General features: G+C 60.2%; 20 protein-coding genes. 17 read left to right on the top strand and 3 right to left on the bottom strand.

Going from position 1 to position 18,520, the window contains the following annotated elements; genetic code table 11:
- Window positions 1-92: 92 nt before the first annotated feature.
- From ytfJ to FE782_RS06740, 12 genes are all read left to right on the top strand, one after another.
- The gene (gene ytfJ, locus FE782_RS06685; protein ID WP_138193289.1) at window positions 93-605 is read left to right on the top strand and encodes a GerW family sporulation protein; all 513 of its coding nucleotides are present in this window, start codon (window positions 93-95) and stop codon (window positions 603-605) included.
- Window positions 606-767: 162 nt separating this feature from the next.
- On the top strand, window positions 768-2,183 hold the full coding sequence (locus tag FE782_RS06690) for a CAP-associated domain-containing protein (protein ID WP_138193290.1): 1,416 nt from the start codon (window positions 768-770) through the stop codon (window positions 2,181-2,183).
- Between the two features lie 148 nt (window positions 2,184-2,331).
- Window positions 2,332-3,525 (top strand): D-alanyl-D-alanine carboxypeptidase family protein, encoded by a 1,194-nt coding sequence (locus FE782_RS06695; RefSeq protein WP_138193291.1) that lies wholly within the window; start codon window positions 2,332-2,334, stop codon window positions 3,523-3,525.
- A 6-nt stretch (window positions 3,526-3,531) separates the two neighbouring features.
- Entirely contained in the window at window positions 3,532-4,167 is a 636-nt protein-coding gene (locus FE782_RS06700) for a nucleoside recognition domain-containing protein (protein WP_138193292.1), read from the top strand.
- A 22-nt stretch (window positions 4,168-4,189) separates the two neighbouring features.
- A complete protein-coding gene (locus tag FE782_RS06705) occupies window positions 4,190-4,723 on the top strand; it encodes a spore maturation protein (protein WP_138193293.1) in 534 nt (177 codons plus the stop codon).
- A gap of 68 nt (window positions 4,724-4,791) precedes the next feature.
- Window positions 4,792-5,133 (top strand): peptidoglycan recognition protein family protein, encoded by a 342-nt coding sequence (locus FE782_RS06710; RefSeq protein ID WP_138193294.1) that lies wholly within the window; start codon window positions 4,792-4,794, stop codon window positions 5,131-5,133.
- Between the two features lie 20 nt (window positions 5,134-5,153).
- Window positions 5,154-5,906, top strand: coding sequence for a pseudouridine synthase (locus FE782_RS06715; protein WP_138193295.1), 753 nt, complete (start codon window positions 5,154-5,156; stop codon window positions 5,904-5,906).
- A gap of 47 nt (window positions 5,907-5,953) precedes the next feature.
- Window positions 5,954-6,484, top strand: coding sequence for a redoxin domain-containing protein (locus FE782_RS06720; protein ID WP_138193296.1), 531 nt, complete (start codon window positions 5,954-5,956; stop codon window positions 6,482-6,484).
- A gap of 43 nt (window positions 6,485-6,527) precedes the next feature.
- The gene (gene resB / locus FE782_RS06725) at window positions 6,528-8,138 is read left to right on the top strand and encodes a cytochrome c biogenesis protein ResB (RefSeq protein WP_138193297.1); all 1,611 of its coding nucleotides are present in this window, start codon (window positions 6,528-6,530) and stop codon (window positions 8,136-8,138) included.
- On the top strand, window positions 8,135-9,382 hold the full coding sequence (gene ccsA / locus FE782_RS06730) for a cytochrome c biogenesis protein CcsA (protein ID WP_138193298.1): 1,248 nt from the start codon (window positions 8,135-8,137) through the stop codon (window positions 9,380-9,382). Before resB ends, ccsA begins: the two co-directional genes overlap by 4 nt.
- Before the next feature lie 53 nt (window positions 9,383-9,435).
- Window positions 9,436-10,152 carry a response regulator transcription factor gene (locus FE782_RS06735; RefSeq protein WP_138193299.1) on the top strand — a complete coding sequence of 239 codons (717 nt, stop codon included), beginning with the start codon at window positions 9,436-9,438 and terminating at the stop codon, window positions 10,150-10,152.
- A 1-nt stretch (window position 10,153) separates the two neighbouring features.
- Window positions 10,154-11,626 carry an ATP-binding protein gene (locus FE782_RS06740; RefSeq protein ID WP_138193300.1) on the top strand — a complete coding sequence of 491 codons (1,473 nt, stop codon included), beginning with the start codon at window positions 10,154-10,156 and terminating at the stop codon, window positions 11,624-11,626.
- A 403-nt stretch (window positions 11,627-12,029) separates the two neighbouring features.
- Here the strand turns inward: FE782_RS06740 and serA are convergent, their stop codons facing one another.
- Window positions 12,030-13,619 (bottom strand): phosphoglycerate dehydrogenase, encoded by a 1,590-nt coding sequence (serA, locus tag FE782_RS06745; RefSeq protein ID WP_138193301.1) that lies wholly within the window; start codon window positions 13,617-13,619, stop codon window positions 12,030-12,032.
- Window positions 13,620-14,074: 455 nt separating this feature from the next.
- On the opposite strand from serA, the gene FE782_RS06750 reads away from it, so the two are divergent.
- Window positions 14,075-14,401 carry a rhodanese-like domain-containing protein gene (locus FE782_RS06750; RefSeq protein WP_138193302.1) on the top strand — a complete coding sequence of 109 codons (327 nt, stop codon included), beginning with the start codon at window positions 14,075-14,077 and terminating at the stop codon, window positions 14,399-14,401.
- Here FE782_RS06750 and FE782_RS06755 read toward each other — a convergent pair.
- Window positions 14,398-15,309, bottom strand: coding sequence for a hypothetical protein (locus FE782_RS06755; RefSeq protein WP_138193303.1), 912 nt, complete (start codon window positions 15,307-15,309; stop codon window positions 14,398-14,400). The two genes, FE782_RS06750 and FE782_RS06755, sit on opposite strands and share 4 nt — an antisense overlap.
- Window positions 15,310-15,383: 74 nt before the next feature.
- Between FE782_RS06755 and FE782_RS06760 the strand changes: the two genes are divergently transcribed.
- A complete protein-coding gene (locus FE782_RS06760; RefSeq protein ID WP_138193304.1) occupies window positions 15,384-15,986 on the top strand; it encodes a CPBP family intramembrane glutamic endopeptidase in 603 nt (200 codons plus the stop codon).
- Between the two features lies 1 nt (window position 15,987).
- On the top strand, window positions 15,988-16,173 hold the full coding sequence (locus FE782_RS06765; RefSeq protein WP_138193305.1) for a hypothetical protein: 186 nt from the start codon (window positions 15,988-15,990) through the stop codon (window positions 16,171-16,173).
- On the opposite strand, the gene FE782_RS06770 is transcribed toward FE782_RS06765, so the two are convergent.
- The gene (locus FE782_RS06770) at window positions 16,158-17,045 is read right to left on the bottom strand and encodes a polysaccharide deacetylase family protein (RefSeq protein WP_439116423.1); all 888 of its coding nucleotides are present in this window, start codon (window positions 17,043-17,045) and stop codon (window positions 16,158-16,160) included. The genes FE782_RS06765 and FE782_RS06770 overlap by 16 nt on opposite strands.
- 165 nt (window positions 17,046-17,210) lie before the next feature.
- Here FE782_RS06770 and FE782_RS06775 point away from each other — a divergent pair, with 165 nt between their 5' ends.
- Together FE782_RS06775 and FE782_RS06780 are read left to right on the top strand one after the other, a co-directional pair.
- Window positions 17,211-17,609 (top strand): hypothetical protein, encoded by a 399-nt coding sequence (locus FE782_RS06775; protein ID WP_138193307.1) that lies wholly within the window; start codon window positions 17,211-17,213, stop codon window positions 17,607-17,609.
- 220 nt (window positions 17,610-17,829) lie between these two features.
- Entirely contained in the window at window positions 17,830-18,429 is a 600-nt protein-coding gene (locus FE782_RS06780; RefSeq protein ID WP_138193308.1) for a genetic competence negative regulator, read from the top strand.
- Window positions 18,430-18,520: the final 91 nt, after the last annotated feature.

An 18,520-nucleotide genomic window follows, 5' to 3' on the forward strand; every position in this document is an offset into this window, starting at 1 on the left:
TATTATTGTCAGGATAAGGGGAAATTAGCGTAAGCATGAGGTCCATTCAGGGTTCATGAGAACAGAACATCATCAGAGGAGGACAACGACCCATGAGCGAACATCCGATTCAAGGTCTTATGCGTACGGCCATGGAAAACCTCAAACAAATGGTCGACGTAAATACGATCGTAGGCGATCCGGTGACGACGCCGGACGGCACGCTGATTCTGCCGATCAGTAAAGTCGGCTTCGGCTTCGCGGCCGGCGGCAGCGAGTTTACGGTGGACAACGAAGAAGAGCATCACGAAGCCGAGCGGACGGTCACGCCGTTCGAATCGAAATCGACGGCGGCGGTCGGGTTTCCGTTCGGCGGCGGCAGCGGCGGCGGCGTTTCGATTACGCCGATCGCGTTCCTCGTCGTCGGCACGCACGGCGTCAAGGTCGTGCCGCTCGACAATTCGACCCGCATGATGGAGCGGATTTTCGACTCCGCGCCGCAGCTGTTCGATAAAATCACGAGCATGTTCGGCGGAGACAAGACGACGAACGTGTCGCTCACGGAATTCAACGACGTGACGGTCGCGAAACCGATGGAGCCGATTCCGAACAGCACGATTTCATAAACGCGTGCGGCCGGCTGGGGGACACCCTGGCCGGCCGTTCGTTTGAAGCGAGAGGAGACGACATGCAACTTTTGGCATGTCCCCCGAGCCGGTTCCCCATTCGGCGGCGGTCCTTTATACTGAAGGCACGATACGAAGGACAAGCGTAGGGGGGATCGGCTTATGATCATGCGTAAAACCGTCGGGAAGGCGCTGCTCGTCGGCGTCGTCGCGGCGCTGACGGCGTCGGGGTTCGGAGCGGACCGTCCCGCGGAAGCGGCGGCGTTCAAGGATACGGAGGGACATTGGGCGGAGGAGACGATTCAATGGGGGGCCGAAACGGGGATCGCGAACGGGTTCCCGGACGGGACGTTCCTCCCGAACGGCGCCGTCACGGAAGCCCAATTCACGGCGATGCTGCTCCGGGCGTTCCCGGAATCCGCTCCGGCGGAGAAGAAGCCTTACTGGTATACGGCATACTACGACTTAGCGGAATCGTGGCTGTGGCCGGTCGACGAAGCGAACGCCGCCGCGCCGCTCCGGAGGGGGCAGGTCGCGCAAATCGTCGCCGCCGCGTTCGGAACGCAGCTGAGCGTCGAGGATGCGGTCGAACTCCTGTTGGATCGCGGCTTGGCATCGGGACGCCGCGCGGCGAACGGTCGTGTCGACTTCGGCGAGTCTTCGACGCTTACGCGCGCGGAGGCGGTACAGTTCGTGCGCAACGCGGCGTCCTCGGGCTTACCGATCGGCAAGGCCGATAAAGCTCCGCAGCAAACCGCGAAGAAGAACGATGCGCCGGTTAGCGTAAGCGGCGTCGCCGTCGGGGATTCCGTCGATACGCTGCTTTCGGTATTCGGCGAGCCCGCGCGGAAGGAAGCCAGCGAATACGGGTTTACCTGGTATGTTTACAACGGCGATTACAAGCGGTTTTCGATGTTCGGCGTGAAGGACGGCAGCGTGGAGGCGCTGTACGCGAACGGCACGAATTTGAGTTTGAAATCATCGCTCGGCGACCCGCTCTCCTTTATATTGAAAGGCAATACTAGATTTCTGATCGACTCGGACGGGGAATACGACGTATTCGACGCCGGAACCGCATATGTGACGGTCTTCTACGACGTGCACGAGAACCGTGCGGTGAGCGGCGTGCAAGCGATCGAGAAGAAGACGGAGCAAGGGCTCGTCGGCTTCTATGGCAAGCCGTCCGAGGCGCTTGCCGGAAGCTTCGAGCGGCTGTCGCTGGAGCTCGCCAACACCGCTCGGGCGAAACGCGGGCTGCCCGCGCTCGCGTGGGACGACGGCGCGGCGAACGTCGCCGAAGGGCACAGCGAGGATATGGCGACGAACGGCTTCTTCTCCCATACGAACCTGAAGGGGGAAGGGCTGGGAGACCGGCTGGCGAACGGCGGCGTGCGGTTCCGCTCCGCCGGAGAGAACATCGCGTACGGCCAGACGAACGCGATCTTCGCCCATGAAGGTTGGATGAACTCGGAAGGACATCGGAAAAACATGCTCGGCGCCTTCGAACGGCTCGGCGTCGGCGTACGGTTTTCCGAAGACGACGCTCCTTATTACACGCAAAACTTCTTGACGAAATAACGAGACGACGGGTTTCCCGCGGACGGCGTAACGGCCGGACGAAGGCGGGGGCCCGTTTTTTGTTGTTCGAATATCCGAGGTGGAAAAGCATATACATGTACTACATGTCGTACGGACAAACATATCCGCTTTCTCTCGGGAGGTCACGATGAAACCTGCATTCCGCTTTCGCGCCGTTCTCGCTGCCGTCGTCGCCGCGGCCGCCTTGCTCGCTTCCGCGGGACTACCGCAGATCGCCAAGGCGGAACCGCCGCCGATCTCGTCTCATGCGGTCGCCTCGTCGGTCATCGACGTCGCTTCCGGCCGCATCGTCTTTCAAGAGCGCGGGGACGAACAGCTCCGCATCGCTTCGCTGACGAAGGTCATGACCGCGATCGTCGCCATCGAGCACGGGACGCTGACCGACACCGTCAAGGTCGGTCCAGCCGCCTACGGGAAAGAAGGATCTTCGATTTATCTTCATCTCGGCGAGGAGATGACGCTCCACAATATGCTGTACGGGCTCATGCTTCGTTCGGGCAACGACGCGGCCACGGCGATCGCCGAGCACGTCGGCGGTTCTGTCGAGGGCTTCGTCTATTTGATGAACGAGAAGGCGCGAGCGCTCGGGATGAAAAATTCCAGCTTCAAAAATCCGCACGGCTTGGACGACGAGGGGCATTATTCTTCGGCGAACGATATGGCGGTGCTGACCGCGTACGCTTTGAAGAACAAGACGTTCCAAGAGATCGTTAAGACGAAGGTGAAGTCGGCGCCGAATCCGAACGAGGATTGGGATTACCGCTGGATCAACAAAAACAAGATGCTTAACATGTACGAAGGCGCGGACGGGGTGAAAACGGGGTATACGACGCTCGCGCGCCGGACGCTGATTTCGTCCGCTACGCGGGGCGGCCAGCAATTCGCGGTCGTGACGCTGAACGACGGCGACGACTGGAACGACCATAAGCGGCTGTTGGATTACGCCTTCAAGCACTATCCGTCGACGTCGATCGTGAAGAGCGGCGAACGGGTGCAAAGCCCGAATCTCGTCGTCGCCCGGTCGTTCGATTACCCGCTCGCCCAAGGGGAGATCGGGGAGCTCCGGAAGAAGATCGTCTTGGAGGACCAGACGACGACCGATTTCAGGCTCGGGTTGCGCGGCAAGCTGGAGTTGTATTTGAAGGGCGAGCGCATCGCTTCGCTTCCGTTGTTCGAGGACGGCAGCCCTCGTTATAAAGCGCAGGAACAGGCAGCGTTTCAGTTTGCGAAATTCGAGCAGGGGCAGCGTCGCGCGAGCTTCGCCGACGTCTTTCGTACCTTACTGAAAGCGGTGTTCACGGGCGAAACGAAGGAAGGTTGACGCGAAATGGTCAATTGGATTTGGTTGTTCTTCATCGTCGCCGGCTTCGTCGTCGCGGCGATCAACGGCCGCATCGACGCCGTCACCGAGGCGGCGTTCGAAGGAGCTAAGACGGGCGTGACGGTGTGCTTCGGACTCATTAGCGTGCTCGTATTTTGGCTCGGTCTCATGCGCATCGCCGAAGACGCGGGGTTGCTGAAGAAGATGTCGAAGCTGCTCAGCCCGTTCGTCCGTTTTCTGTTCCCGAGCGTCCCGCGCGACCATCCGGCGTTAGGGTACATCTTGTCTAACATGAGCGCGAACATTCTCGGCCTCGGCAACGCGGCGACGCCCGCCGGCATCAAGGCGATGCAGGAGCTCCAGAAGCTTAATCCGGACAAGGAGTCGGCCAGCGCGGCCATGAGCACGCTGCTCGCGATCAACACGGCCAGTATCACGCTGATCCCGACGACGATGATCGCGATCAAGATGAATTTCGGCTCGAAGACGCCGACCGACATCGTCGGGCCGACGCTCGCCGCGACGGCGATCGCGCTCGCCGCCGCGATTGTGCTCGACAAGTGGTATCAGCGCCGAACGCCGGCGGCGCCGCCGCAGCCTTCGCCGCCGCCCTCGCCGCCGCCGCCTTCCGGCGATACATAACTAGAAAGGGGATCGATTCCGAATGTCATCCGTCATTACCGCCGTGTCCGCCTGGGCGATCCCCGTCATGGTCGTACTCATCCCGCTTTATGCGGCCTACCGCAAGGTGCCCGTCTACGAATCGTTCACGGAGGGAGCCAAGGAAGGCTTCGACACCGCGATTCGCATCATTCCGCACCTCGTCGGCATGATGGCCGCGATATCGATCTTCCGCGCCTCCGGCGCGATGGACATGCTGGTCGGCGCCGTGGCGCCGCTGTTCGCGAGGCTCGGCGTGCCCGCGGACGTGCTGCCGCTGGCACTCCTCCGGCCCATTACCGGGGCCGGCTCGCTCGCGTATACGACCGACTTGATGAAGACGTTCGGGCCGGATTCGTTCGTGGCGCAAATCGCGGCGACCGTGCAAGGCAGCACCGACACGACGCTGTATGTATTGACCGTATACTTCGGCGCCGTCGGCATCCGCAAGGCGGGGTACGCCCTCAAGGTCGGCCTCGTGTCCGACCTGATCGGATTTTTCGCGGCGGTCGCCGTCTGCTACCTCGTCTTCGCGTAACCGTTCGAACCCCCAAGCTCTCCCCCGCATACCTTGTAACCATCGATCCCGGAAGGAGTGACCGACGGATGAGGGTTACAGGCTTCGTCATTCATCAATCCCGCTGCACGTCGATTAACGGCAAGGGGTTCGATTTTTTCGTCGCACGGTCGGGCATCGTCATTCCCGGCGCCGAGACGACCGAACCCGGCCGCGTTCATATTTGCCTCGAAGGCGACTTCGCCGCGAACGACGGCTCGCTCGATCCCGAGACGGAGGAGCAGCTATTCGTCGCCGCACGGCTGATCGCCCGGCTCTCCGAAGCGTTCGGCGTCCCGCCGGACGCGATCTACCCGCACCGGGACGGATGTCCGGGCGCCCGGTTCCCGTGGCGGAAACTTGTGCTTTCCATATCGGATGGGTATCATTAGTTTTGAGGTGAAACCCATCAATGGAACGATTGCAGAAAGTGTTGGCCGCCGCGGGAATCGCTTCGCGCCGCAAGTGCGAAGAGATTATCACGCAGGGCCGGGTGACCGTGAACGGCAAGCCCGTGACGGAGCTCGGCGCGAAGGTCGATCCGACCAGCGACGAAATCGTCGTGGACGGCAAGAAAATCGCATTGCAGCAAAAAATATATTTGGCCTTCCACAAGCCGAAGGGCGTCATTTCCAGCGCGAAAGACCCGGAGGGACGCCAGACGGTAATGGATTACATGCACGGCATTAAGGAACGGGTCTACCCGGTCGGCCGTCTGGATTACGAGACCGAGGGTTTGATTTTGCTGACGAACGACGGCGAATTCGCCAATCTGCTCATGCACCCGAAGTTTCACGTGCCCAAGACGTATATGGTGCACACGAAGGGGGTGCCGCACGGCGCCCTGCTGGACAAGCTTCGGACCGGCATCGAGCTCGAGGACGGCATGACCGCGCCGGCGGAGGTCGAGTACGCGGACGCCGACCCGGACGGCAAGGAAGCGATCGTGCAGATTACGATCACGGAAGGCCGGAATCGGCAGGTGCGGCGGATGTTCGAAGCGATTCGCACGCCCGTCGTCCGGTTGAAGCGGATCCGGTTCGGTTCCGTCTTCCTCGGCGGTTTGCAGCGAGGGAAGTACAGGCACTTGACGAAGGCGGAGCTCGCCGAGCTGCGAGAGCTCGCGGAACAGCAGTCGACACATAATGTTCAAAAAGGGGACTGAACGAGGTCCCCTTCCTTTCGTTATAATGGAGTGTAGGGTGAATAACCATGGGAAAACATAGAAGATGGATCCAAATTTCTATCTTCGCTTTCGTGCTGCTTATCGTCGGCTATACGGTCGCGGGCAGCTTGTTTAAAGGCGAGGAGCGGCCTCCCGAGGCCGGCGATCCGGTCGCGCCGTTCGAATTGGAAGCGCTCGGCGGCGGGATGGTCGGCACCGAAACGTATAAGGGACGGCCGATGGTCGTGAATTTCTGGGGGACGTTCTGCCCGCCGTGCGTCGAGGAGACGCCGGCGCTGCAGCGGATGTACGAGAAGTACGAGGATCAAGGCGTCGTCATTCTCGGCGTCAATCTCGGCGAGAAGCCCGCCGTGCGCATCGAGCAGTTCGTCGATCGGTTCGGCGTCACGTATCCGGTGCTCCTCGATCCCGATCTGGACGTGCGCGACCGCTACGGCGTCCGATCGTATCCGACGACGTTCTTCGTCGACGCGTCGGGCGTCGTTCGCGAGGTGAAGGTGGGCGGCATGACCGAAGGTTATATCGAGGCCGGCATACGGCGGCTGCTACAACAATGAAGCGAGGCGCCGACCGGGCGCTTCGCAAGCGGGGGTGACGCGCGTGAACGAGACGCCGAAGCCGCTCGACATGCGCTACGACGGCGCGCCCAGACGTTCGCAGAAAGCCGACAAGGACTGGCTCGACCATGTGTGGAGCTTCTTCTCGTCGGTGAGGGTCGGGATGTGGCTGATCGTATTGACGCTGCTCGGCGCGGCGATCGGATCCGTCTACCCGCAAGAGGAGGCGTTCTTAACGCCGCCGGGGGTAGATTATTATACGGAACGATACGGATGGACCGGAAAGTGGTATTACCTGCTTGGACTGAGCCACACCTACTCGTCGTGGTGGTTCCAAGTGATCGTCATTATGCTCGGCGCGTCGATCGTCATCGCATCGCTCGATCGCGCGATTCCGCTGTATAAGGCGTTAAAGAAACAAAAGCCCGACCGCACGGTGGAATTCCTTCGCCGCCAGCAGGTGTCGTACGAGACGGATCTGGCGATTCCGACGGACGCCGGCGCGCAGTCGGCCGAAGCGTCGCGCCTCGCGGACGAAGCGGAGAAGGCGCTGAGGAAGCTGCGCTTTCGGACGAGCCGGGTCGGCAACGCGGTGATGGGCGAGAAGTACCGGTGGTCCCGCTGGGGGCCGTACGTAAATCACCTCGGTTTGATCATCTTCCTTCTCATCGTGCTCGTCCGCACCTTGCCCGGATTTACGCTCGAGGAATACGTCGACGTGCTCGAGGGCGACACCGTGCGAATCGCGGGGACGAATTTTTACGTGAAGAACGAACGGTTTACCGTGGAGTTTTATGAAAACGAGGAGCTTCGCGGGCAATTCCAAGAGGAGGAACGCGTCGTTCCGAAGCTGTTCAAGACCGAAGCGGTGCTCTACGAATGCACGGACCGATGCGGCACGTCCGATCCGGTACTCGTAGAAGCGACGCGGGGCGACATCCTCGTCAATCATCCGCTCGAATATCGCGGCTTGTCGATCTATCAATTCGGTTACGAAGCCACGCCGCAAATCCGGAGCGTCGACGTATCCCTGATCGACAAGAAGACCGGCGAAGCGTTCGGCAAGTTTACGCTGAAGACGGTCAATCCCGACCTGGCGTACGAAGCCGGGCCGTACAAGCTCCGCCTACACAACTATTACCCCGAATTTTCGCTCGACGCGAACGGCGAACCGACGACGGTGTCGGCGGAGAGGCCGAACGCGCCCGCTTATATCTTCATGATTACGGGGCCGGGGTTGCCGGAAGCGGGGGCCTCGTATTTATATTTCCCGAGGGAGATCGACAAGGAGCGCTTCCGCCAGGACGACATCAACGCCGCGGTCGGTACGGGCGACATGTTCGACATTCGGGCCGGCGGAATGGAAGACGTCGAAATATCGACGTATACGAGCACCTTGACGGCGCGCAAAGATTTGACGGTGCCGTACTTGCTGCTGGGCGGCGCGATCTGCATGCTCGGGCTTGTCATGGGATTTTATTGGCAGCATCGCCGCATCTGGGTGCGAATCGACGGGAATCGGCTCACGCTCGGCGCGCACACGAACAAAAATTGGCACGGCATGAAACAGGAGACGGCGAAGCTGCTGGCGGCGCTCGGACTCGACGCTTCGGCCGCGCTTTCAGGTAAATCGAAAGCGGGGGACCCTTCTTGAGTTTGTATGATATCAGCAATACGGCGTTAGTGATCGCCTTGTTTACGTACATCGCCTCGTTCGTTATGTTCACCATTAGCATCACGGGGCGCAGCTTCGGAGGCGCGGAGGCCGGGGCGGCCCGGTCCGCCGCCAGAGGCCGCCGCGCGTTCGCGGTCGCCATGATCGGTCTAGGCCTGCACTTGATTTTTTTCGTTTTGCGATGGATCGCCAACCGGCATATTCCGGTCAGCAACTTATTCGAATTCATGACGTTCCTCGCGATGATGATCGTCGTCGCGTTCGCGATCATCTACCGCATCTACCGCAAGCCCTTGCTCGGCGCGTTCGCGACGCCCGTGGCGTTCATCATTCTCGCTTACGCGATGGTGTTCCCTTGGGAAGCGCAGCCTCTCATTCCGTCGTTGAACAGCTATTGGCTGTACATTCACGTGACGACGGCCGCGACGGGCGAAGCGTTCTTCGCGGTCGCGTTCGCCGCCGGACTGATGTATCTGCTGCGCGTCGTCGATTACGACGCGAAGGGACGGCGGGCGACGCTTCAGAAGGCCGGCATCGAATTCACGCTGTTCTCGGTGCTGATCGTCGTCGGCTTCATCTTGGCCGCCTTCACGTTCCGCGGCATGGGCTACGAAGCCGCTTTCGTCGGCCAGCAGACGGTCGAAGGTCAGACGACCGAGGTGACGGTGGAGTACACGATGCCGCCGATCTATTCGCCCCACGGCTACGAATTGGTCGCTATGGATTCGTTCCTCGGCTCCGAGCGGCCGCTCATGACCGCTCCGGAATGGATGAAGGGCGTGAACGCGGGCCGCAAGCTGAACACCGCGGTCTGGTCCGTCCTGTTCGGCATCGCGCTGTACGCCATCCTTCGACTCGCGTTCCGGAAGCCTCTCGGCCGCGTCATTCACCCGAGGCTGGCGGGGATCGATCCGGAGGATATCGACGAAATTACGTACCGCGCCGTCGCGATCGGCTTCCCGATCTTCACGCTCGGGGCGCTCATCTTCGCGATGATCTGGGCGCATATCGCTTGGAACCGGTTCTGGGGCTGGGATCCGAAAGAAGTATGGGCGCTCGTCACTTGGCTGTTCTACAGCGTATACTTGCATCTGCGGCTCGGGCGCGGCTGGCAGGGCAACCGGTCGGCTTGGCTCGCCGTCATCGGATTTATCGTCGTCATGTTTACGTTGATCGGCGTCAACCTGATCATCGCCGGTCTGCATTCCTACGCCGGCGTATAAGGAACGGCGCGTCGACCACATTTTCCCATTGAGGGGTAAGGAGTTGTGGCTCCATGAGCGATAGACAACATACGATTCTCGTCGTGGACGACGAAGAGCGCATCCGCAGGCTGCTGCGCATGTATCTCGAGAAAGAACACTTCCTCATCGAAGAAGCGGAGGACGGCGAGACGGCGCTGCACATGGCGCTCGAGAAGGATTACGACTTGATCCTGCTGGACGTCATGCTGCCGGGCATCGACGGCGTCGAGGTATGTTCCCGGCTGCGCGTTCAGAAGGCGACGCCGGTCATCATGCTGACCGCGAAGGGCGAAGAGGCGAATCGAGTGCAAGGCTTCGAAGTCGGCGTCGACGATTACGTCGTGAAGCCGTTCAGCCCGCGGGAGGTTATCTTCCGGGTGAAGGCGATCCTGCGCCGGTCGTCGACGACGGCGTTCCTCACGAAGGAAGCGCCGTCCAGCAGCACGATCGTGTTCCCGCATGTGATGATCGAGCACGACGCGCACCGCGTCACCGCGGACGGGCAGGAAGTGAGCTTGACGCCGAAGGAATACGAGCTGCTGCACTACTTGGCGGTATCGCCGGATAAGGTATTTTCCCGGGAGCAGCTGCTGAAGGACGTCTGGAATTACGAGTTCTTCGGCGATCTCCGCACGGTGGATACGCATGTGAAGCGGCTTCGCGAGAAGCTGAACAAGGTGTCCCCGGACGCCGCCGCGATGATCACGACCGTCTGGGGCGTCGGCTACAAGCTCGAGGTGCCTCGATAAGATGAAGCAGCTTTGGCGAAATATCGTCATTAAGTTGTGGGGCACCATCATCCTGCTCGTCGCGTTCGTGCTTTCCCTGCTCGGCGTCTTCCTGCTGCCTTATATCGACATGGAGTTTACGTCCAACTCTTATGAGATCAAGCGGCTGTTCGTCATCATCTGTATCATAGGGTTTTCGCTGACGACGTTCTTCGCGTTCTTCCTCTCTTCGAAAATTACGCAGCCGTTGCTGCAATTAAAGCGCGCCGCGGACATGATTACGATGGGGCACTACGATACGAAGGTCGGAATCCGTTCGAGCGACGAGATCGGTCAGCTGGCGGTAGCGTTCAATCATATGGGCGAGAAGCTGGAAGGCACGATCAGGGACCTGAATTACGAAAAGGAACACCTCGCCAGCATCCTCGGCTCCATGACGGACGCCGTCGTGACGTTCGACGCGAGCGGCAAAATCATCTCCTCCAACCCGCACGGCGAGACGTTCCTCGCGCTATGGAGGGACCTGATGGAGAACGCCGCGGAGGGGGGGACGGCGTTCCCGCCCGGAAGCGGCGGGAGAAAGCGAATCCCGCAGCCGCTCGAGGAAGTGTTCGAGGCGGTCGTCGCCGAGGAGAAGGAAGTGACGACGAAGCTGCATGTCGGGGGCGGCGTCTGGTCCGTCGTCATGGCGCCCCTATATACGTCAGGGACGCTGCGCGGCGCCGTCGCCGTGCTGCGGAACGTGACGGAGGAGGTGCGGCTCGAGAAGCTGCGCAAGGACTTCGTCGCGAACGTATCTCATGAGCTGCGGACGCCGCTGTCGATGCTGCAAGGGTACAGCGAAGCGCTGCTCGACGACATCGTCTCGACGCCGGAGGAGCGCCGCGAGCTGGCGCAGGTCATCCACGACGAATCGCTTCGCATGGGCCGTCTCGTGCAGGACCTGCTCGACTTGGCGCGGCTGGAGACGGGCGTACTCGAGCTGCACGGCGTCGAGACCGATCTGGCGCCGCTGCTGCAGCGGGTGCACCGCAAATTCGCGGCGCTCGCCCGGGACCGGGGCATCGCGGTTGAGCTCGACACCCCCGGCGGCGAAGGGGCGCTCGTGCTGGCGCGGGCCGACGAGGATCGGCTCGAGCAGGTGTTCACGAATTTGCTCGACAACGCGATTCGACATACTCCGGAAGGAAAGCGCATCTTCCTCCGCGCGTCGCGGATCGAGGCCGACAACGGACCTTCGCTTCGAATCGAGGTGGAGGACCAAGGCGACGGCATTCCGGCTGAGGACCTGCCTTACATCTTCGAGCGGTTTTATAAAGCCGACAAGTCGCGCAAACGGACGTCCGGCACGGGGCTAGGACTTGCGATCGTCAAAAACTTGGTCGACGCCCACGAAGGCACTATTCACGCCCGAAGCCGAATCGGACACGGTACGACATTCACCGTCACGCTTCCCGTCGCGCCGAAATCGGTTGCTGTTGAAAAAAGAAGATAATTCTTGTTGTTCGTGGAACACTTGTCGATGGAGGGATCGCCCGAGGAGGGCGATCCCTTCTTTGCGTCCTTGCACTTTCGACGTCAACGACGTGTAACCGGAGGCGACCGGCTAAACCCTTGATGGCCTGCGATAGTGCAACTTCTGCACCATGCCTGTGCAAAAAGAGTACAATACGTGTGCAAGTGAGGGGAAGCTGAGGGTGGAGAACATCGTAAGCCATCGGTAATTACCTGCGATAGTGCAGGTTTCGCACCATGCCAGTGCAAAAAGAGCACAAGACGTGTGCAAATGAGAGGAAGAGCAGAGCGGGAGGGAGATGGGAGGAGTCCGCGAAAAAACACCGGTCGGGAGCGTCCCGACCGGTGTCGCATGCGGCGCTAAGCCGCAGTATTTTCCGTCATTACAACGTAATTTCGATCGCGTCCGTCAAATCCGGCAGCTTCTTCAGCTCGTCGATGACGGCCTTCGGCGCCGGCTTGTCGATCGTGAGCACCATGATCGCGGAGCCGCCGACGACCTTCCGGCCGACCTGCATCGTCGCGATATTGACGTCGTTGACGCCGAGCAGCGTGCCGACGCGGCCGATGATGCCGGGCTTGTCCGTGTGCGAGATGAGCAGCAGGTGGCCTTCCGGCGGAATGTCGACCGGGTACGGATCGATCTGTACGATCCGGGCGCCGTAGCCGTTGAGCAGCGTGCCCGCGGCCGAATGCTTCCCTTCGCGGGTGCGAATCGTTACGGAGATCAAGTTCGTGAAGCCTTTGGCCGCCGTCGACTTCTGCGTGATCACTTCGACGCCGCGCGTCTTCGCGAGGTGGAAGGAGCTGACGATGTTGACCTGCTCCTTGTCGAGGTGATGCGATAGAATGCCGGTCAGGATGTAGCGCGTCAGCGGCGTCGTGTCGACGTCCGACAAGTCCCCGGAGTAGCTGACTTGTACTTCGTTAATGGCGCCTTCCGCAAGCTGCGCGAGGAACGAGCCGAGCTTCGTGCCGAGTTCGAAGTACGGCTCGAGCTTCGCTCGCACGGCCGGCGGGATCGGCGGCATGTTGACCGCGTTCTGGAACGCTTCGCCGCGCAAAATATGGAGCACCTGCTCGGAGACGTCGATCGCGACGTTCTCTTGCGCTTCGATCGTAGAAGCGCCGAGATGCGGCGTCACGATGATCTTCGGGTGCGTCAGGAACGGATGGTCCGGCTTCGGCGGCTCCTCCTCGAAAACATCGAACGCGGCGCCGGCGACGATGCCTTCGTCGATCGCTTCCTTCAGCGCCATCTCGTCGATGATGCCGCCGCGCGCGCAGTTAATGATGCGCATACCGCGCTTCATCACGTCGAATTGCGGCTTCGCGATCATGTGATGCGTCTCGTTCGTGAGCGGCGTGTGCACCGTCATGAAGTCCGCCTGGCGGATGATCTCGTCGACGGAGCCGAGGCGCACGCCCATCTTCTCGGCGCGGTCCTCGGACAAGAACGGGTCGTAGCCGATGACTTCCATCCCGAACGCCTTCGCGCGTTTCGCCACTTCGGAGCCGATGCGGCCCATGCCGAGGACGCCGAGCACTTTGTTCCGCAGCTCTACGCCGAGGAACGACTTGCGATCCCACACGCCTTCGACCGTCTTGCGGTACGCCTGCGGGATGTGGCGGGCGAGCGCCATCATCATGGCGAAGGTATGCTCGCACGTCGTAATCGTGTTGCCGTCCGGCGCGTTGATGACGATGACGCCTCGCTTGGTGGCTGCGTCCAGATCGATATTATCGACGCCGACGCCGGCGCGGCCGACGACCTTCAGGCGCGCGCCCGCGGCGAGAATGCGCTCCGTAACTCGCGTCTGGCTGCGCACGAGCAGCGCGTCGTATTCGCCGATGATGGCGACGAGCTCGTCCTCCGACAGGCCGGTCTTTTTCTCTACGGCAATGTCGGCTGCGTCCGTCAGCTGCTGCAGACCCAAATCGCTGATCGGATCCGAAACTAAAACTTTAAGCATGGTCCCTTCTTCTCCTCTCGAAAATGGAAAAATGGAAAACAAAAAACTCTCGACGCTCATACGGATGCCGTATGAAGGGACGAGAGAATCGTTTCGTGGTACCACCCTACTTCGCCGCCTGTTCGCACCTGCGGCCTCGGTCGGTCTTAAATAAGACCCGGAAAGGTAACGGCTTCCGATTCGCCGGCCGCGTCTACTGATCCGCATCGAAGGGACGTTCAAGCAGCAACTCCGGAGCGCTGAAGACATATCGCGTTCGCCGATTTCCACCGACCATCGGCTCTCTGAGGAACGCGCGCGATGTCTCTTCTCCATCATCGTCTTTTATTCGTCTGTTAACACTTGCAAAATAATGTAACATGGCGTGATAGTCGTGTCAATATGAAAAGCGCGGCGAGGATGAGGTATAATAATTTGAATGCAACCATGCGAAGCCTGTCTAAGGGGGAGGACCCATGTCGAATTACGAACATATCTCGCCGGGCGAATTTTTACGTTTGTACGATCGCGGCGAATTGAAAAACGGCCTCGTCATCGATGTACGAGAGCCGTTCGAATGGGATTATTATCATTTGGACGGGACGACCTTGATGCCGCTGCAGACGATTCCGGCTTCGCTCGGTCGACTGCCGTCGGATCGGAAGATCTACGTCGTCTGCGCCCACGGCGTTCGCAGCGAATACGCGTGTCGTTATCTCGCGGAGCAAGGGTACGAGGACGTCGTCAACGTCATCGGCGGCATGGCCGCGCTGGCGGCGGCGCGCGGCTTCGCTTACGATTAATAGAAGAACGGAAGCTGAGGCAGCTTCTCGCCTTCGTAATGCTTCTCCTTCGACCGGAAGAAGTCGTTGCTTCGCACGGCGCCGGTCGAAAGGAGCATCTCGACGGCGGAGCGCAAATCTCCGAGCTGCAGCTGGCCGATTCTGCCTTCCGCGTCGAGATCGTCGATTCGGGCGGCGACGTCCTGCGGATAGAACGGAGAGAACGCGCCGGCGGCGGACAGCGCGCGGGCGAGAAACACGTTCTTGCCGTTCAGCGGCAGCTTGCGCCATTCCTCGAACGTCAAGTTGTCCTTCGTGATCGCGTCGGCGCCGACCAGACCCGGTTCGTTCGCCTCGTTCCACTTCCATATCGATTCGTAGTATTGCGCTTGGGCGGTCAAGGCGAAGCCGGCCGCTTCGGCGACGTACGGGTCCTGCCGCATCGTCTCCGCGAGCGCCGCGCCGTCCGGTCCGTTCTGCAGCCGATCGGTCGCTTCCGCGAATAATGTAAGGCTCTTCAGATAGTTCGCTTGCGACTCGCGCAACAGCGGGGACACCTCTGGGATCGTCGTAGGTTTGATTTCGCCGGCGTGTTCCCGGGCGAGACGCCCGAGCTCCTTCAACAGCGCGTCGGCGTCCGTGGAGCTTCCGCCGGCTCCGATCGTCTCCGAATGCCGGAACCACGTGTCTTGAAACTCTCGGAACGGAAGCAGCACGGTGTGGTAGAATGAAACGAGCTGCTGTTGGTGGTACGATACGTTGTTCTGATTTTTCTCGTCGGTCAATTCCGCGATCATCGCTTGGTATTTCGCGTCGGTTTGCTCCTTGCCGGTCTGCAGACCGAAGAAGAAAGCTCCGACGCCGACGACCAGCGCGAAGATGAATCCGAGCGCCATCATGATGTCGAACTTTGTCAATTTTTTATCCATAAGAACCCCTCTGCCTTCCGTGGCGATTACTGTTTCAGTATAGGGGATAAGCGGCCAAAAGGGAATTGTTGACTATGAAAAAATACGACTTCAAAAAATGGAAACAGGTCAAATTTCAGAAAGTCGACATGTCGAAGCTTGACGATCGAACGCTCTTGCTGAACGTCTATTTAACGCAGGCGCTAACCTTGCTTCTAGGGGCCGTTCTGCTGTGGATTCAGGGGCGAACCGTATGGGGCGTTCTGGCGCTGCCGTCGGGCTGGACGCCTTGGCTGTGGGGCGCGGCCTTGGCCGTCGTCGTGCTCGCCGCCGACGGCGTCTTGTCCCGATTCGTGCCGGAGGACGTGACGGACGACGGCGGAATCAACGACATGCTGTTCCGAACGCGCCCGGTTTGGCACATTGTCCTCTTGTCATTCGTCGTGGCCGTGTGCGAAGAGGTGCTGTTTCGAGGGGCCGTGCAGCATTGGATGGGGCCTTATTGGACGAGCATTCTGTTCGCCGTCGTCCACGTTCGATATTTAAAGCATTGGCTGATGACGGGCATCGTCTTCTCCATCTCTTACGGCCTCGGCTACGTCGCCGTCCGGACGGGCACGTTATGGACGCCGATCGCCGCGCATTTTATCATCGATCTCGTGATGGGACTCATTATTCGGTATCGGAGGGCGGAATGACGTGACGAACTATTCGTCGAATGCGGATCGGGACGAAAAGAAAACGGACGGACCGCTTCCGCCGAGAAGCAAGCTCCATCCGTCCAATAAACTGAAGATGACTCGATTGTTCTACCATTTCCTCGTCGTATGCTTCTTGCTGTTGACGGCCGGACTCGTCTTATGGGGCGTTCAATTTTTGGAATAATCCGGGTCGATCCGGTCCGGATCCAGGAAGCCGTATTCGCGCCGTTCCAGCTCGGTCAGCAGCTCGTCGAGCGCTTCCTCCGTCCAAGCGAGCTCGTGCATCAAGATGTTGCTGCCCGGGTGGAGCTGCTCCAGCACGCTGTCGATGACCTTGCGAGGTTCGTCGTACCCCTTCTCCCAGTCGCGGGAGCCGTTCGACCAGGTCATGTATAACATCCCCGCATCCTTCGCTTTCTTCTTCACGGCGTCCCCGCCGGAGCCGAACGGCGGCCGGAAGAACGCCGGCGCCTCGCCGACGATGTCCCGCACGAGCGCTTGAACGTCGTCGATCTGCTTCTCCATGCGCTCCTGCGTCTCTTTCTTCAAGTCGATATGATCCCAGCCGTGATTGCCGATCGTCTGGCCGCGCTCATGGATCAGCTTTACGAGCTCGGGCTTCTTCTCGGCGCGATAGCCGTTCAGGAAGAAGATCGCCTTCGCCTGATGACGCTCCAACGTGTCGAGCATCGACGTCAGCGTCGCCTCGTCCTTCGGTCCGTCGTCGAACGTCAGCAGAACGACTTTCTTCGGATCAGCGGATTCGTCCTTCGGACGAAGGATGTAGCTTCCGTCCATATAATAATCTTTCTCGACGGGCGGCGCTTCGGCCTCGGGCGCCGGGTCGGGCTTCGGCTGCGGCGCCGATTGCGGCGGCTGCGCCGGCCCCGCCTCTCCCGGATCGGCGTCGCCCTCGGGAGGGGCGACTGGGGCCGGGGCCGTCGTCTCGACCGGCGGCGGGGAGGCGTCCGGAGCGGCGCCTTCGCCGACGCTTCCGCAGCCCGCGAGGGCGGCGACGAGCAGCAGTCCCGCCGCGATCCGTCCGATGTTTCTCATGCGTAGCATCACACTCCTGCAGTCTGTTCGTCGTTCGTTTCGCACATTGTAGCATGCCCGCGGCAGATAAGGTACCCGCCGGTTTCCCTTATTTTCATCAGCATGAATCGGCGCGGCCCGAGACAAAATAGGGCTGTAGTTATTTTTGAAATGGAGGGATTTCCGTTGAGAATGAGCGGGATCGTGGTCGGCGGATTGCTTGGGGCGGCCGCCGCAATGTATTTCAGCCGCAACAACCGGACGTTCAGTTTCTCGGGCATCAGCTCTGCCACGCAGGCGTTGGACAGCATGGTCGAGAAGGCGCGCAGCAAGATGATGACGCCCGATAAGCGGTCGTATTACGGCGACAACGCGAGCGGCGCGAACGCGACCTCGACGGGCGCGGTGACGTCCGACATGAGCGGTATGACCGGTATGACGGGCATGGGATCGACGAACGCAGCTACGTCTTCCCAGACGACCGGACTCGACCGCGTCGAGTCGATCGTCAAGCAAGACCCGGCGCTGAAAAGCCAAGTGAACGACATCTTGAGCGAAAGCCGGGACGCATCGACGATACGTTAAGGGAAGCGGCCCGAAAGCCGCCGGAGCGCAGAGGCTCCGGCGGTTGTTTTGCGTCCGGGAAAAAGGGGGCGTTTACATAGTGCAATCGAGGGAATTTAATGATAACATGGAAGTACGCGAGACAAGCGAAGCGAAGGCGCTTCACTTTTTCGTTCACCATTCCGAGGTTTGAACATACCTTGGAGTAACCGGATTTTTTCGAATAAAGGAGGATCCTGCGATGAAAATCGAGAGGCTAAGCCATGATAAGATTCGGATTTTCCTTACATTCGACGATTTGACGGAGCGGGGCATCCAGAAATACGACATGTGGCGCGAAATCCCGAAGGTTCACGAGCTGTTCAACGAGTTGATGGACCAAGCCTATTCGGAGCTCGGCTTCGAGACGAACGGCCCGCTCGCCGTCGAAGTGTTCGCGATGCCGGCGCAAGGCATGGTCGTTATCGTCACCAAAGGAAAACAATCGGAGAAACGCGGTTCGTATCCCGACGAAGACGACGAAGACATGTTCGAGATGGAAGTGACGCTCGAGGAGAGCGACCTGATCTCATACACCTTCAACGATTTCGAGCACGTCATCTCGGCGGCGAAACGAATCGGACCTCAATATACGGATGCAGGCGCGCTATACGCCTACCAGAACAAGTGGGTGCTCCAGCTGGAGTACGAAGCGGAGGACGATCGCCGGTTCGACAACCTGATCTCGGTCTTGTCGGAGTACGGCGAGGCGAACTCCTACACGGACGCCGTTCTTATGGAATACGGCAAAGTCGTCATCGCGGAGGGCGCCATCGGGGTCGTCCGCGCCCAGTTTGCATAGGTCGTAAGGAACCGGCGAAGAAGCATCTTTTGTCAGCCCCCGAGCGGGGCGGAAAGATGCTTTTTGTCCGTACCGGAATGAACCGGCTTCC

Source organism: Paenibacillus antri, assembly GCF_005765165.1.
In the GTDB taxonomy this organism is placed as follows: domain Bacteria; phylum Bacillota; class Bacilli; order Paenibacillales; family YIM-B00363; genus Paenibacillus_AE; species Paenibacillus_AE antri.

Bases quoted from the DNA above. Each gene is read 5' to 3' on its own strand.
- FE782_RS06780 (WP_138193308.1), top strand. From the start codon at position 17,830: ATGAAAATCGAGAGGCTAAGCCATGATAAGATTCGGATTTTCCTTACA.
- FE782_RS06700 (WP_138193292.1), top strand. From the start codon at position 3,532: ATGGTCAATTGGATTTGGTTGTTCTTCATCGTCGCCGGCTTCGTCGTC.
- FE782_RS06750 (WP_138193302.1), top strand. From the start codon at position 14,075: ATGTCGAATTACGAACATATCTCGCCGGGCGAATTTTTACGTTTGTAC.
- serA (WP_138193301.1), bottom strand. From the start codon at position 13,619: ATGCTTAAAGTTTTAGTTTCGGATCCGATCAGCGATTTGGGTCTGCAG.
- FE782_RS06770 (WP_439116423.1), bottom strand. From the start codon at position 17,045: ATGAGAAACATCGGACGGATCGCGGCGGGACTGCTGCTCGTCGCCGCC.
- FE782_RS06740 (WP_138193300.1), top strand. From the start codon at position 10,154: ATGAAGCAGCTTTGGCGAAATATCGTCATTAAGTTGTGGGGCACCATC.
- FE782_RS06715 (WP_138193295.1), top strand. From the start codon at position 5,154: ATGGAACGATTGCAGAAAGTGTTGGCCGCCGCGGGAATCGCTTCGCGC.
- FE782_RS06710 (WP_138193294.1), top strand. From the start codon at position 4,792: ATGAGGGTTACAGGCTTCGTCATTCATCAATCCCGCTGCACGTCGATT.
- FE782_RS06705 (WP_138193293.1), top strand. From the start codon at position 4,190: ATGTCATCCGTCATTACCGCCGTGTCCGCCTGGGCGATCCCCGTCATG.
- FE782_RS06690 (WP_138193290.1), top strand. From the start codon at position 768: ATGATCATGCGTAAAACCGTCGGGAAGGCGCTGCTCGTCGGCGTCGTC.
- FE782_RS06755 (WP_138193303.1), bottom strand. From the start codon at position 15,309: ATGGATAAAAAATTGACAAAGTTCGACATCATGATGGCGCTCGGATTC.
- FE782_RS06760 (WP_138193304.1), top strand. From the start codon at position 15,384: ATGAAAAAATACGACTTCAAAAAATGGAAACAGGTCAAATTTCAGAAA.
- FE782_RS06735 (WP_138193299.1), top strand. From the start codon at position 9,436: ATGAGCGATAGACAACATACGATTCTCGTCGTGGACGACGAAGAGCGC.
- FE782_RS06720 (WP_138193296.1), top strand. From the start codon at position 5,954: ATGGGAAAACATAGAAGATGGATCCAAATTTCTATCTTCGCTTTCGTG.
- FE782_RS06695 (WP_138193291.1), top strand. From the start codon at position 2,332: ATGAAACCTGCATTCCGCTTTCGCGCCGTTCTCGCTGCCGTCGTCGCC.
- ytfJ (WP_138193289.1), top strand. From the start codon at position 93: ATGAGCGAACATCCGATTCAAGGTCTTATGCGTACGGCCATGGAAAAC.